The organism is Bifidobacterium sp. LH_449 (genome assembly GCF_056356755.1).
Map to the genome: position 1 here is coordinate 87,967 of NZ_JBKEUV010000001.1, position 13,342 is coordinate 101,308.

At 61.3% G+C, this 13,342-nt stretch carries 12 protein-coding genes; 9 read left to right on the forward strand and 3 right to left on the reverse strand.

Going from position 1 to position 13,342, the window contains the following annotated elements; all coding sequences use genetic code 11:
* Positions 1–80 precede the first annotated feature (80 nt).
* Positions 81–1,550 carry an aspartate ammonia-lyase gene (locus AC1AX7_RS00375; protein WP_476508131.1) on the forward strand — a complete coding sequence of 490 codons (1,470 nt, stop codon included), beginning with the start codon at positions 81–83 and terminating at the stop codon, positions 1,548–1,550.
* Here AC1AX7_RS00375 and AC1AX7_RS00380 read toward each other — a convergent pair.
* Positions 1,538–2,173 carry a sugar O-acetyltransferase gene (locus AC1AX7_RS00380; RefSeq protein WP_476508132.1) on the reverse strand — a complete coding sequence of 212 codons (636 nt, stop codon included), beginning with the start codon at positions 2,171–2,173 and terminating at the stop codon, positions 1,538–1,540. The two genes, AC1AX7_RS00375 and AC1AX7_RS00380, sit on opposite strands and share 13 nt — an antisense overlap.
* A 322-nt stretch (positions 2,174–2,495) precedes the next feature.
* Between AC1AX7_RS00380 and AC1AX7_RS00385 the strand changes: the two genes are divergently transcribed.
* From AC1AX7_RS00385 to pgl, 7 genes are all read left to right on the forward strand, one after another.
* Positions 2,496–3,317, forward strand: a complete 822-nt coding sequence (locus tag AC1AX7_RS00385) for a DUF3737 family protein (protein WP_476508133.1) — start codon at positions 2,496–2,498, stop codon at positions 3,315–3,317.
* A 30-nt stretch (positions 3,318–3,347) separates the two neighbouring features.
* Entirely contained in the window at positions 3,348–4,526 is a 1,179-nt protein-coding gene (locus tag AC1AX7_RS00390; protein WP_476508134.1) for a MalY/PatB family protein, read from the forward strand.
* 142 nt (positions 4,527–4,668) lie between these two features.
* Positions 4,669–5,022: a dihydropteridine reductase gene (locus AC1AX7_RS00395; protein WP_476508135.1), complete on the forward strand. Its 354-nt coding sequence runs from the start codon at positions 4,669–4,671 to the stop codon at positions 5,020–5,022.
* Positions 5,023–5,236: 214 nt separating this feature from the next.
* On the forward strand, positions 5,237–5,839 hold the full coding sequence (locus tag AC1AX7_RS00400) for a TetR/AcrR family transcriptional regulator (RefSeq protein WP_476508136.1): 603 nt from the start codon (positions 5,237–5,239) through the stop codon (positions 5,837–5,839).
* 63 nt (positions 5,840–5,902) lie between these two features.
* Entirely contained in the window at positions 5,903–7,483 is a 1,581-nt protein-coding gene (zwf, locus tag AC1AX7_RS00405; RefSeq protein ID WP_476508137.1) for a glucose-6-phosphate dehydrogenase, read from the forward strand.
* Positions 7,480–8,460, forward strand: a complete 981-nt coding sequence (locus tag AC1AX7_RS00410; protein ID WP_476508138.1) for a glucose-6-phosphate dehydrogenase assembly protein OpcA — start codon at positions 7,480–7,482, stop codon at positions 8,458–8,460. Before zwf ends, AC1AX7_RS00410 begins: the two co-directional genes overlap by 4 nt.
* A 101-nt stretch (positions 8,461–8,561) precedes the next feature.
* A complete protein-coding gene (pgl, locus tag AC1AX7_RS00415) occupies positions 8,562–9,353 on the forward strand; it encodes a 6-phosphogluconolactonase (RefSeq protein WP_476508139.1) in 792 nt (263 codons plus the stop codon).
* A 114-nt stretch (positions 9,354–9,467) separates the two neighbouring features.
* On the opposite strand, the gene gndA is transcribed toward pgl, so the two are convergent.
* Entirely contained in the window at positions 9,468–10,916 is a 1,449-nt protein-coding gene (gndA, locus tag AC1AX7_RS00420; RefSeq protein WP_476508140.1) for an NADP-dependent phosphogluconate dehydrogenase, read from the reverse strand.
* Positions 10,917–11,084: 168 nt separating this feature from the next.
* On the opposite strand from gndA, the gene brnQ reads away from it, so the two are divergent.
* Positions 11,085–12,530 carry a branched-chain amino acid transport system II carrier protein gene (brnQ, locus tag AC1AX7_RS00425; RefSeq protein WP_476508141.1) on the forward strand — a complete coding sequence of 482 codons (1,446 nt, stop codon included), beginning with the start codon at positions 11,085–11,087 and terminating at the stop codon, positions 12,528–12,530.
* Between the two features lie 74 nt (positions 12,531–12,604).
* On the opposite strand, the gene AC1AX7_RS00430 is transcribed toward brnQ, so the two are convergent.
* Positions 12,605–13,309, reverse strand: a complete 705-nt coding sequence (locus AC1AX7_RS00430) for a DedA family protein (protein WP_476508380.1) — start codon at positions 13,307–13,309, stop codon at positions 12,605–12,607.
* Positions 13,310–13,342: the final 33 nt, after the last annotated feature.

The window sequence follows — 13,342 nt, forward strand, 5'->3', positions numbered from 1 at the left end:
ACGCTGGCAGCGCATACGCGCCCCATACGCCATGATGATGTGCGGATGGCATTGAGGGATGACGTTGAAGGAGAGACGCCATGAACACGACGACGCATACGGTGACTGACGGCACCGCGGCCGCGGATACACGCATCGAACATGATTGCATCGGCACTTTGCGGGTGCCGGCGGACGCGTATTGGGGCATCCATACGCAGCGTGCGATCGGCAATTTCGATGTTTCCGGATTGTCCGACGCCACGCATCCGATGCTGATCCGCGCGTATGCGACGGTGAAGCGCGCCTGCGCCGCGGCGAACGAGGAGCTGGGGCTGCTGGATGCGGAGCGTTCCCGTCTGATCCGCGCGGCCTGCCGTGACATCGAGGCCGGTCTTCTGCTCGACCAGTTTCCGGTGGATGTGCTGCAGGGCGGCGCCGGCACGAGCTGCAATATGAACATGAACGAGGTCGTCGCCAATCGCGCGTTGCAGATCGCGGGCCGGCCACGCGGCGATTACGCCTACATCCATCCCAATGATCATGTCAATCATTCGCAGTCGACGAACGACACGTATCCCGCCGCCTGCAAGCTGGCCATCATCGATGCGCTGCATCCTTTGGCGGATTCATGCCGCAGGCTTATGCGCGCGTTCCATGATCTGGCCGACCGCCACGCCAATGACGTCAAGCTTGGACGCACGCAGCTGCAGGACGCCGTGCCGATGACCTTCGGGCAGGAGCTGCACGCGTTCGCGACGTTCCTGAAAACTGATCTGGCGACGATCGAATCGCTGGTCCCGCAACTGGCGCAGGTCAATCTCGGCGCCACCGCATTGGGCACCGGCATTTGCGCGGATCTGCGATTCCGTAAATCCGCCACCGAACATCTGGCGCGCATCACGGGGCTGCCGGTGACGGCGGCGCCCGATCCGATCGCGGCGGTCACCGATATGAGCGCCTATATCGCGGCCAGTGCGATGCTGAAGAATCTGGCCATCCATCTGAAGAAGGCCGCCGACGATCTGCGTCTGCTCAATTCCGGCCCGCGTGCGGGCTTCGGCGATCTTCACGTGCCGGCGCGCCAGGCCGGCTCGTCGATCATGCCGGCCAAGGTCAATCCGGTGATTCCCGAATGCGTCGACCAATGCTGCTTCATGGTGTTCGGCATGGACGTGACCGTCAATTGGGCCGCGGCCGAAGGCCAATTGCAGCTGAACGCCTTCGACCCGGTGATCGTGCATGAGATCCTGACCGGCATCACATTGCTGACGCGTGCGATGGACATGTTCCGGACGCGCTGTGTTGAGGGCATCGTCGTCAATACTGAGGTCGGGCGCCGCTATGCGGAGGAATCCATGTCCATTTCGGCGGCGTTGAACGACGCCATCGGCTATGAGCGCGCCGCCGACATCGCCGCCGAAGCCGCCGCAAGCGGACTGACGGTACGGCAGGCGGCGAAGAAGCGTCTTGACATGCCGGACGAGGAGATCGACCGCATCCTGGATGTCGTGGCGCTGTCGCGACGGCTCGGGCAGACCTGCCGCGAAGCCGGCGATCAGTCGGCCTGAATCCTGTCGTACGGCGGGTTGATCATGCGGTCGCGCCAGTAGTACACGTCATCATGTTCGCCGATCTCGCGGTACACCCGGCAGGGCTGCCCGAAGGCGACCACGTTGGCGGGGATGTCCCCGGTGACGACCGACCCGGCGCCGATCACCGAATTGTCTCCGATGGTCACTCCCGGCAGCACCGTCACATTCGCCCCGATCCACACGTTGCGTCCGATCGTGACGGGGATGGAGAACTGCGTGACCCGCACGCGCAGATCGGGGCGGATCGGATGCCCCGTGGTGACGAGGGTGACGTTCGGCCCGATCATCGTATGGTCTCCGATCGTGATGTCGGCGTCGTCGACCAGCGTCAGGTTGAAATTCGCATACACGCCACGCCCGAAATAGGTGTTGCTGCCCCAATTGGCGTGCAGCGGCGGCTCGATGTACGAGCCTTCGCCGAACGATCCCAGCAGTTTCCGTGCGGCGTCATTGCGTTCCTCCGCCTGGCTCGGGCGCGTCCGGTTGAAATCGTAGAGCAGCTCCAGCTGTTCGCGTTGGGCGCGCATCATCTCCTCGTCATCGCAGGCGTAGATGTCGCCGGAATTCATCATATCCACCACTCGTTGCGGCACTGGCATCGTCGCTGCCTCCCATCACTGCACTCCGCGCCGCGCCGCCCACACAACGTCCAGGCGTTTTACCGCGTGCCACGCTTATCGCGAACATTTCATGCATAAATATATACTTGGATTTAACTTTAAACGAAAGGCCCCGAATATGGACCGGACGAGCGTGTCACCCCATGGTCGGCCGCGACGTCCGGAACGGTCCATGATGCGGCCCGCGTTCACGCATTACAGGAAGAGAACAAGGGAAAGAGAATTCCTTATGCCATGCAACATCTGCCAGTCCGGCCGGGAACCTTCGGCGACGACGGAGCTTCGGGAAGTACGCCAAGGTATGCTCACCGGCGAGCGCGCCGCGTTTTTCGCGCATGACACGCGCTATGTCGACACGGTTTTCGCCGACGGCGAGTCGCCGCTGAAGCATGCGAAGAACATCGAGCTGCTGGGCTCCATGTTCAAATGGAAGTATCCGCTGTGGTACTGCGAGCATGTGGCCGCGCGCGACACCACATGGTTCGCGATGGCGCGCGCCGGCGTGTGGTATACGAAGCATATGCTGGTGGAGCGCTGCACGGTCGAGGCGCCGAAGAATTTCCGCCGCGTCGAGGATCTGACGCTGCGTGACGTGGATTTCGTCAACGCCGAGGAGACGCTGTGGCATTGTTCGCGGGTCGTCGCGGAGCATGTGTCGGCGCGCGGCAACTATTTCGCGATGAACGTGGACGGTTTCACCGCGGACGACCTGCGTCTGGTCGGCGACTATCCGTTCGACGGCGCGAAGAACGTGACGATCGCGAATTCGCGTCTGATCTCGAAGGACGCCTTCTGGAACGCCGAAAACGTCACGGTGCGCGATTCGTTCGTTTCCGGCGAATATCTGGGCTGGAACTCGCGCAATCTCACCTTCGAGAACTGCACGATCGAAAGCCTGCAGGGCCTGTGCTATATCGATGGCCTGACGCTGCGCAACTGCCGTCTGATCAACACGACGTTGGCGTTCGAATATTCAACGGTCGACGCCGACGTGCGCGGCACGATCGACAGCGTGCTCAATCCCCTGGCCGGCACGATCCGTGCGGACGCCATCAAGGAGCTGACGTTGGATCCGACGAAGGTCGATCCGGACAGGACGACGATCGTCCTTGGCGAACAGTGATCATATTGCGATGATGGGGCGATGATTCCGATGTTTTATGATTTTGACACTCCGATTGACCGTTCCGGCACGTTTTCATTGAAGTGGGATGAGGCCGGCGACGCGTTGCCGATGTGGGTCGCGGATATGGATTTTGCGACGGCGCCGCAGATTCGCGAGGCGCTGCGGCGGCGCGTGGATCATGGCGTGTTCGGCTATTCGATTGTGCCTGATGAGTGGGCGCAAAGCTATGCGGATTGGTGGGGTCGTCGGCATGGGCTTGCCATTGACGCGGATTCATTGGTGTTCTGCACTGGTGTGGTTCCGGCGATTTCGAGTATGGTGCGCAAGTTGACGACGCCGAACGAGAATGTGCTGATTCAGACGCCGGTATACAACATCTTCTTCAATTCGATCGTCAACAACGGCTGCCGCGTATTGGAGGCGCCGCTGTCATATGACGGCAATGGCCATTATGACGTGGATTGGAATGCGTTGGAACAAGGTCTGGCCGACCCGCAGACGACGCTGATGATTCTGTGCAATCCGCATAATCCGTCGGGGCATATTTGGGATCGCGACGAATTGGAGCGCATCGGCGAATTGTGCTACCGCCACCATGTGACGGTGATCAGCGATGAGATCCATTGCGATCTGACCGATCCGGGCTACGATTATGTGCCTTTCGCGTCGGTAAGCGAGCATTGCCGTATGAATTCGGTGACTTGCCTGGCACCGACGAAGGCCTTCAACATCGCCGGTTTGCAGACGGCTGCCGTGATGATTCCCGATCCTGTGCTGCGCCATAAGGTATGGCGTGCGCTTAACACCGACGAGGTGGCCGAGCCAAATGCGTTCGCGATGACGGCCACGATCGCCGCATTCAACGAGGGCGAACCATGGCTGGAGGAGCTGCGCGCCTATCTGGCGGCCAATAGACGCGAAGCCTATGCCATGTTCGACGCGTATAACGCGGCCGCACCGACGAATCGCCGCATCGCCGTCGTCGAATCCCACGCCACATATCTGCTGTGGGTCGACTGCTCCGCAATCACCGCCGACACGAACGCGCTATGCGAATATCTGACGCGCGAATGCCACGTCATGCTCTCCCCCGGCGCGCAGTTCGGCGGCAACGGGCGTTCCTTCGTCCGCATCAATGTCGCATGTCCGCGTTCCCGCATGCGTGAGGGATTGGCCCGCTTCCTCAACGGCATCGCAACTCGTTGACTTATAAAAACGCTATTGTCCACTGCACAAATATCATGACATTTTTGCTGAATTCAACATAAACGCCTGATAATGTCCTTTTTCTCCTGTGATTGCCGTCCTTATACTGAAAAATGTCCATGACAATAGAGGAGAAAAACACATGAATACCGATAAAATCTATGCGGAGCAAATCGCCAACGAATACGCGCCGAAAAATGATTCCCAAGTGGTTGCCTTGCGTAAGTTGGATATCAAAGCAAAGATGCCCGCAATCATTTTCGCCTACGCCTTCGGCATCATCGCGGCGCTTGTCACCGGAGTCGGCATGTGCATGTCCATGAACGTGATCGGAGATGGCAGCAGCACCGTATTCATCCTCGGCATTGCAATCGGCGTCATCGGGTTGATCGGTATGGGAGTCAATTACCCGATCCATCTGAAGATGCTGGCGGCGGGCAAACAAAAATATGCTTTCGAAATCATGGAATTGGCAAAGAAAATCAGCAACGAATAACAGTACAGGATGCAACGGGAAATGCTTATCGGTCGGTCTGCAAAAGCAAAGCGACCGATAAGCATCCACTACGATTATTTCCCCGTCACGCTTTTGCGGCCTTCATCATTTATTCATCCACCCACCAATCTTGTGACGCCGCTTATGCGTCCCATGCAATCATTGCCGATATTATCCGCCTGTTCCATTGGCGCAGCCGAAGAGAAATGCAACCATGAATAAATCCGAAAGCAAATATTTCAACACTGCCGTTCGTATGGATCGGGCATTTCTAACATTATTGGACAAAAAAGATATCGAGTATATTACCGTAAAGGAAATCTGCAGCCTCGCCGGTGTAAACCGTTCGACGTTCTATCTGCATTATGCAAATATCGGCGATTTGCTTTCGGAAAGCATGTGGTACACGAAAAAGCTTTTCCTTGAATCAATGCCGTTATCTTCAGAAGATTTCACTTCCCATATTCGTGAGTGTTCTTTGGATGAATTGTATCTAGTGACACCAACATATCTAACGCCATATCTTGAATATATTGCACGGAATAAGCGATTGTTCAGAACCGTACTGAAGTATTCCAAACCCTTCGAATTGGAAAAGACCTATAAGCGAATGATGGAACATATCTTCACTCCGATTTTGCAGCGATTCCACGTACCGCAACCCGATCAGCAATACATCATGTCCTTCCACATACACGGATTGATGGCCATCATCTCGCAATGGCTGAACGATGACTGCAAGGATTCCATCGAACATGTGAGCGCGGTGATGGAACGATGCATCATGCCCGGCTGCAATGCCGATTCCCGCATGTGAGATATTCCACGTTCGCCCTGCCCCACGAGCGTAATGCTGCATAAGAACAGGACAGGCACTACTATGAAGGGCATGAGTCAAACCAATTCCCCTTCATCCCTGCCGTCGAACACGGTTCAGGGATGGGCCAATCCGCTGCGCGATCCGCGCGACCTGCGTCTGCCGCGCATCGCGGGGCCCTGCAGCATCGTGATCTTCGGCGTGACCGGCGATCTGTCACGTAAGAAGCTGCTGCCGGCGATCTATGATCTGGCCAATCGCGGTCTGCTGCCGCCCAGCTTCGGCCTGACCGGTTTCGCGCGCCGCGACTGGAACGAAGACCAGTTCAAGGCGTTCGTACGCGAAAACGTCGAAGCCCGCTGCCGCACCCCCTTCCGCGAATCGACGTGGAACCAGCTGGCCGAAGGCATTCGTTTCGTGCAGGGCAGCTTCGACGATCCGGAAGCGTTCGCGCGCCTGTCCGACACCGTCGCCGAACTTGACCGGGACCGTGGCACGCGCGGCAACCACGCGTTCTACATGTCGGTGCCGCCTCGCGCGTTCCCGCAGGTGTCGCGTCAGCTGGCCGACTGCGGTCTGGCGCGTTCCGAAGAGGACGCCTGGCGTCGCGTGATCATCGAAAAGCCGTTCGGCCATGACCTGGCCAGCGCCAAGGAGCTCGACCGCCTCGTCTCCGAAGTGTTCGACCCGTCGAGCGTGTTCCGCATCGACCATTATCTGGGCAAGGAGACCGTGCAGAATCTGCTTGCCTTCCGCTTCGCGAACGCCATGTACGAGCCGATCTGGAACGCGAACTACGTCGACCATGTGCAGATCACCATGGCCGAGGACATCGGCGTGGCCGGCCGCGCCGGCTACTATGACGGCATCGGCGCGGCGCGCGACATCATCCAGAACCACCTGCTGCAGCTGCTCGCCCTGACCGCCATGGAGGAGCCGGTCTCCTTCGCGCCGTCCGACCTGACGGCGGAGAAGACGAAGGTGCTTTCCGCCGTGCGCCTGCCGAAGGATCTGGCCGCGCACACCGCACGAGGCCAGTATGCCGCGGGATGGCAGGGCTCGCATGAGGTGCATGGCTATCTTGACGAGACGGGCATCGATCCGGCGTCCACGACGGAGACGTACGCCGCGATCCGGCTGGACATCGATACGCGCCGTTGGGCCGGCGTGCCGTTCTACCTGCGTGCCGGCAAGCGTCTGGGCAAACGCGTCACGGAAATCGCCGTCGTGTTCAAGAAGGCGCCGCATCTGCCGTTCGAATCGACCGCGACCCGTGAACTCGGCCAGAACGCGATCGTGATCCGCGTGCAGCCCGATGAGGGCGTGACGATGCGTTTCGGCGCAAAGGTGCCGGGCGGCACCTCGATGGAGGTGCGTGACGTGTCGATGGACTTCGGCTACGGCCGTTCCTTCACCGAATCCTCCCCGGAAGCGTATGAGCGTCTGATTCTGGACGTGCTGCTGGGCGACCCGCCGCTGTTCCCCACCACTCGTGAAGTGGAACTGTCGTGGGAGATCCTCGATCCGATCGAAGAGTTCTGGTCCACGCTTGGCCAGCCGCAGCCCTACCGTTCGGGCACGTGGGGCCCGCAGGAGGCCGATGAGATGCTTGCCCGTGACGGACGCCAGTGGAGGATGCCATGATCATTACGTTGCCGAATACCGAAACCCGTCAGATCGCCGAGAAAATCGAGGCCCTGCATGAGGAACGCGGCGAGGCCGCGCTGGGCCGTGTGCTGACGCTGCTGATCTCCACCGACGACGACGAGCTCGAACATGCGTTGAAGCTGGCGAACAATGCCAGCCGCGAGCATCCATGCCGCGTCATCGCCATCGCGCCGGACAACCGCGCGGTCGTCAAAGCCGTCCCGGACGACGCCGATGAGGAAACGGGCGGCGTCGCTCCGCACACGTATCTTGACGCCGAGATCCGCTTCGGCTCGGATGCGGGCGCGGGCGAGATCATCGTGCTTCGCCCGCGAGGCGGTCTGGTGCATCATGCGGACACGCTGGTCATTCCGCTGCTGGTTCCGGACGCGCCCGTGGTCGCCTGGTGGCCGACCGAAGCGCCGGCGAACCTGTCGAAGGATCTGCTGGGTTCGATGGCCCGCAGCCGCATCACCGATGCGATGCGCTCTTCGAATCCCATGCGCACGATGGACGATCTGCGGCGCAACTGGTCGTCGAAGAACGTGGACATGTCGTGGACGCGCCTGACCGTATGGCGGGCGATGCTCGCTTCGATGCTCGACCAGCCGCCGTACCTGCCGATCAGCGCGGCGCGCGTGGCCGGACCGGAAGGCTTCCTGCCGATGGACCTGCTCGCCGCGTGGCTGCGTCTGAAGCTGAACGTGCCGGTCACGATCGAGCATGTTCCGGGCGCCACCGCCGTCACCGGCGTGTACCTGACCCGTGCGGACGGCGAGCTGAGCCTGGAACGCCCTTCCGCCGAGGAGGGTTGCGCCGTCATCAGCATGCCGGGCCAGTCCCCGCAGACCATCAGCGTGCCTGCGCGCACGTTGGAGGAGTGCCTGAGCGAGGAACTGGGCCGCCTCTACCCCGACGACATCTACGCCGAGGTCGTCACCGAAGGCTGGGATCTGATCCATCCACGCCGATAGCGGTTTCGATCGTCTTCGGACATGGCGGATGGCGCGATACGGACGCCCGATGCGATGCGTCGCGCCCGCCCGCCGTCATCATCTGATATAAGGAGCACCATATGGGAACACGTAAAACCGTGGTCTATCCCAATCCGCAGCTGTTGGCGCAGGCGGTCGCTTCGCGCACGCTGCTGACCATCATCGACATGCTGGCCGAACCTGGCCGTGGACGCGTCGACATCGCCGTCACCGGCGGCACCGACGGCATCGAAGTGCTTGCCGTCATGGGCGCCGACCCGTTGTGCGACGCCGTCGACTGGTCGCATGTGCACGTGTGGTGGGGCGATGAACGATTCGTCGCCGACGACGATGACGACCGCAACGCCAAGCAGGCGCGTGAGGCGTTGTTCGGCCGTCTGGTCGAAGAAGGCCGCATGCCGGCCGAGAACATCCATGAGATGCCGGCGGACGGCCGTCGCCCGGAGGAGATCGCCCGGGACTCCCCTGAGCGGACCGACGCGGTTCTCGCCGCGGCCGCAGCGGAATACCAGCGCGAACTGACCGAGCAGTTGGGCGATGATGCGCGTATGGATATCGCTATGTTCGGCGTCGGTCCGGATGCGCATTTCGCGTCGCTGTTCCCCGGCAAGGACGAAGTGCTGATCGACGACCCGCATGTGCTGGTGGCCGGCGTACGCGACTCCCCCAAGCCGCCGCCGCTGCGCGTGACCATGACCGTGCCGATGATCGCACGTTCGCTTCATACGTGGGTGTTCACGTCCGAAGCGCGCAAGGCCGATGCAGTGCGCGCCGCGTTCGCCGAACCGCGCAATCCGCAGGCGCCCAGCTCCTATGCCGACGGCGAGGAGCTGCTGTGGCTGGTGGATGTGGGAGCGGTCAGCAGGCTGTAGCGCCGCAAGGCGTCGTCGGACCATCCGACATACGGATTTTCCAAAAACATGACGTGGGGGGCGGTTCATTGTGAACCGCCCCCCACGTCATGCCGCAACGACAGTCAGCGCCGATCAGGCTTCGATCTCCTCGCGGCCCGGTTCGGCCCACAACGTGTGGAAGGCGCCCGGAGCGTCGACGCGACCGTAGGTGTGCGCACCGAAGAAGTCGCGCTGGCCCTGGATCAGGGCGGCGGGCAGACGCGGGGAGCGCAGGCCGTCGAAGTACGCCAGCGACGACGACAGGGCCGGTACCGGAATGCCGAAGCGCACGGCGCGGGCGATGACGCGACGCCACGAGGATTCCGCGGTTTCGATGGCATCCTTGAAATACGGGGCGAACAGCAGCGACACGTTCGCCTCTCCGGATTCGAAGGCTTCGGAGATGCGGTTGAGGAACTTCGCTCGGATGATGCAGCCGCCACGCCAGATGCGTGCGACGGCGGCCAGGTCGATGTTCCAGCCGTATTCCTCTGCGGCGGTGGTGATCTCGTTGAAGCCCTGCGCGTAGGCGACGATCTTGGAGGCGTACAGCGCTTCACGGATGTCGTTGATGAATGCCTGGCGTTCTTCGACCGGCATGTCGATCGGATCGGACGGGCCTTCGAAGCCCTGGCGGAGGGCCTCCTCGCGCAACGCGCCCTGCGAGGACAGGCCACGGGCGAACACGGCTTCGGCGATGCCGGTGACCGGCACGCCCAGGGACAGCGCGGTCTGCACGGTCCAGGTGCCGGTGCCCTTCATGCCGGCATGATCCACGATCACATCGACCAGCGGCCTGCCGGTCTTCGCGTCGGTCTGATGCAGCACTTCGGCGGTGATTTCGATCAGATAGGAGTCGAGTTCGGTCTTGTTCCACTCTTCGAACACGTCGCCGATCTCGGCCGGGCTCATGCCCAGGCCGCGACGCATCAGATCGTAGCTTTCGGCGATCAGCTGCATGTCGGAGTATTCGATGCCGTTATGCACCATCTTGACGAAATGGCCGGCGCCGTTCTCGCCGATATGCGTCACGCACGGCTCGCCTTCGGCGACCGCCGCGATGGATTCGAAGATCGGCTTCAAGGTCTTCCAGGATTCCTCGGTGCCGCCCGGCATCATCGACGGGCCGCGCAATGCGCCTTCCTCGCCGCCGGAGACGCCGCAGCCGACGAAGTGCAGGCCGCGGGCGCTGATCTCCTTTTCGCGGCGGATCGTGTCCGGGAAATAGGCGTTGCCTGCGTCCACGATGATGTCGCCCGGCTCCATCAGATCGGCCAAAGCGTCGATCATCGCGTCGGTCGGTTCTCCGGCCTTGACCATGATGATGGCGGTGCGCGGCTTGGCCAGGCTGTCGACGAACTCTTCCAGGGTCTTCGCCGGATGGAACTCGCCTTCGCCGCCGTGTTCGGCCATCAGCTTTTCGGTACGGCCGTAGGAGCGGTTGAAGACGGCGACCCTGTTGCCATGGTGTGCGAGATTGCGGGCCAGGCTGCCGCCCATTGCGGCCAGACCGACGACGCCGACGTTTGCTTCAGCTGTCATACTGGTGTCCTCCATCAAAAGTAGTACTTTTCCCGTTGCCAGTGTAGCCCCAGCCTGTCATATCGCCAAGAATCGGTCTCACGGTTATGCTCATCGGGGAAATCGACGCGATGCGCGACATGCATATTCGTTTTCCCTTCCCAAACCAAGACAACTACACTGGTCGGAATGAGCGAATCACAAGTTGCAGCATCAGCACGGACGACAGGCGATGCGGCTCCCGCCGACGATTCCGACAAGACGGGCGCCGTTACGGCACGGCACCCGCAAAGCGGCCTGTCGTCGCGTAATCGCATATTGCTGACCGTCACCTTCTTTTCCATGTTCTTCGGCGCCGGCAATCTTATTTTCCCGCCGTTCCTGGGCGCTCAGGCCGGATCGGCCGCCGTCCCCGCCGCCGTCGGATTCATCATCTCCGCCGTGGGACTGCCGATCCTGGGCGTCATCGCCGTGTCCCGGGCCGGCGGCTTCGACGCTTTGGCCGGCAAGGTCGGCCCACGGTTCGCCTCCGTCCTGGGATTGGCCATCATTCTGACGATCGGCCCGTGCTTTGCGATTCCGCGTACCGCCACCACCTCATATGAGATGGTCGTCGTGCCGTTCGCCGGCGATGCGCCGCGGTGGCTGACGCAGCTGGCGTATTCGGCGGCGTTCTTCGCATTGTCCTATGTGGTGGCGCAGCATCCGGAACGTCTGTCCAAAGCGTTGGGCAAGGTCATGGGACCTGTGCTGCTGACGCTGATCGCCGCATTATTCGTCGCCTGCCTGGTCATCTCCCCCGACGTCTTCTCCGCGCCGTTCGGCGATTACGCCACCGGACAGATGGCCCGCGGTTTTCTGGACGGCTATCAGACGATGGACCTGCTTGCCGCACTGTATTTCGGCATCATCATTTCAGTGAACGTCACGCAGATGGGCGTCAAGGACGAAAAAGCGAACCGCAGGGAGACCGGTCTGGCCGGCATCGGCACCGGCGTCATGCTGGTCGTCATCTACGGTGCGCTGACATTCGTCGGCGTCGTCTCGGGCTCGCTGGCGTCCGTCGACCCGGCGAACGATACCGGCGCCACGGTGCTGACGAATCTGACCTCCTCCGCGTTCGGCGTTTGGGGCACGGCCTTCGTCGGGCTGGTGTTCGTCATCGCCTGCTTCAATGTGTGCACGGGCCTCATCTCCACATGCGGCACGTATTTCCAGAACCGTTTTCCGCGCATTGCGGGCCGTCGTGTCAGTTATCGCATGTGGAGCGCGGTGTTCGCCGTATTCAGCTTTGCGGTGTCGAACGCCGGTCTGAGCACGATCATCAAAGTGTCGGTGCCGGTATTGTCCGCGCTGTATCCGATGGCGATCGTGCTGATCGTCCTTTCGTTCGCGCATCAACTGATCGCAGGCCGTTTCGCACGCGTCTATTTCTGGGTGATGCTGCTGGTCGGCATCGTCAGCATCGTGGATTGCGTGAACAGTCTGATCGGCCTGTTTGGCCTGTCGATTCCGCCGCTGGCCGAAGCGATGGCGATGCTGCCGTTGCATGACGCCCAGCTTGGATGGCTGCTTCCCGCGGTTGTCGGCCTGGTCATCGGCATTGTCGACGGCTTGCTGCGACGCAGGCAGTGATTGATATCACATTGGAATATGCGAATGGGCGCCGTGAAATTCACGATGCCCATTCGTTTCGCGCTCGAAAGCGGTCAGGACCTGGATGCCTTCGCCTTATGCTCCCTGACTTTGACGACGACGTACCAGACGACCAGAATCACGAGGATCGCGGCCACCACATACTGGAACTGGTCGAGGAATCCCAGAATCGTGCACCATTTGCCGCCGAGCAGATAGCCTGCCATCACCAGCAGCGTATTCCAGACGGCCGATCCCAACGTGGTCAGCGCGGCAAAACGCCACGGCGACATGGCCGCCAGACCGGCGGGAATGGAGATCAGGCTGCGCACGATCGGGATCACACGGCCGATCAGCACCGAAACGCCACCGTAACGGGCGAACCAGCGATCGGCGGTGTCGATGTCGTTCGCGTCGGTCAGCGGCATCCAATCGAACAGGCGACGGATCCTTTCGGAGCCGATCGCACGCGAGATGCCATACAGCAGAAGGGCGCCGAGCAGCGAGCCGACCGTCGCGCCGACGATCGCCTCGGCCACTGTCATATGCCCCTGTGCGGCGGTGAATCCGGCCAGAGGGAGAATCACCTCGCTCGGGATCGGCGGAAACAGGTTTTCCAGCAGCACCGCCATTCCCGTGCCGATGGCGCCCATGGCGGACATCAGCTGCACCAGCCAATTCGTAATGGCCCCGATGAAGCCGCCGGTGTCGACGGCGCACGATTCCACGCCGTCGGCCAGCGCAACGCCGGCCGCATATCCAAGCATCAATTCATTCATAAGCGCCAACAGTAGCGCATACCACTTCCATTA

What these genes read in the sequence shown, in the direction of transcription:
- AC1AX7_RS00400 (WP_476508136.1), top strand. Translation starts at nt 5,237, where the DNA reads ATGAATAAATCCGAAAGCAAATATTTCAACACTGCCGTTCGTATGGAT.
- AC1AX7_RS00395 (WP_476508135.1), top strand. Translation starts at nt 4,669, where the DNA reads ATGAATACCGATAAAATCTATGCGGAGCAAATCGCCAACGAATACGCG.
- zwf (WP_476508137.1), top strand. Translation starts at nt 5,903, where the DNA reads ATGAAGGGCATGAGTCAAACCAATTCCCCTTCATCCCTGCCGTCGAAC.
- AC1AX7_RS00390 (WP_476508134.1), top strand. Translation starts at nt 3,348, where the DNA reads ATGTTTTATGATTTTGACACTCCGATTGACCGTTCCGGCACGTTTTCA.
- AC1AX7_RS00375 (WP_476508131.1), top strand. Translation starts at nt 81, where the DNA reads ATGAACACGACGACGCATACGGTGACTGACGGCACCGCGGCCGCGGAT.
- gndA (WP_476508140.1), bottom strand. Translation starts at nt 10,916, where the DNA reads ATGACAGCTGAAGCAAACGTCGGCGTCGTCGGTCTGGCCGCAATGGGC.
- AC1AX7_RS00380 (WP_476508132.1), bottom strand. Translation starts at nt 2,173, where the DNA reads ATGCCAGTGCCGCAACGAGTGGTGGATATGATGAATTCCGGCGACATC.
- pgl (WP_476508139.1), top strand. Translation starts at nt 8,562, where the DNA reads ATGGGAACACGTAAAACCGTGGTCTATCCCAATCCGCAGCTGTTGGCG.
- AC1AX7_RS00385 (WP_476508133.1), top strand. Translation starts at nt 2,496, where the DNA reads ATGCTCACCGGCGAGCGCGCCGCGTTTTTCGCGCATGACACGCGCTAT.
- AC1AX7_RS00410 (WP_476508138.1), top strand. Translation starts at nt 7,480, where the DNA reads ATGATCATTACGTTGCCGAATACCGAAACCCGTCAGATCGCCGAGAAA.
- brnQ (WP_476508141.1), top strand. Translation starts at nt 11,085, where the DNA reads ATGAGCGAATCACAAGTTGCAGCATCAGCACGGACGACAGGCGATGCG.
- AC1AX7_RS00430 (WP_476508380.1), bottom strand. Translation starts at nt 13,309, where the DNA reads ATGAATGAATTGATGCTTGGATATGCGGCCGGCGTTGCGCTGGCCGAC.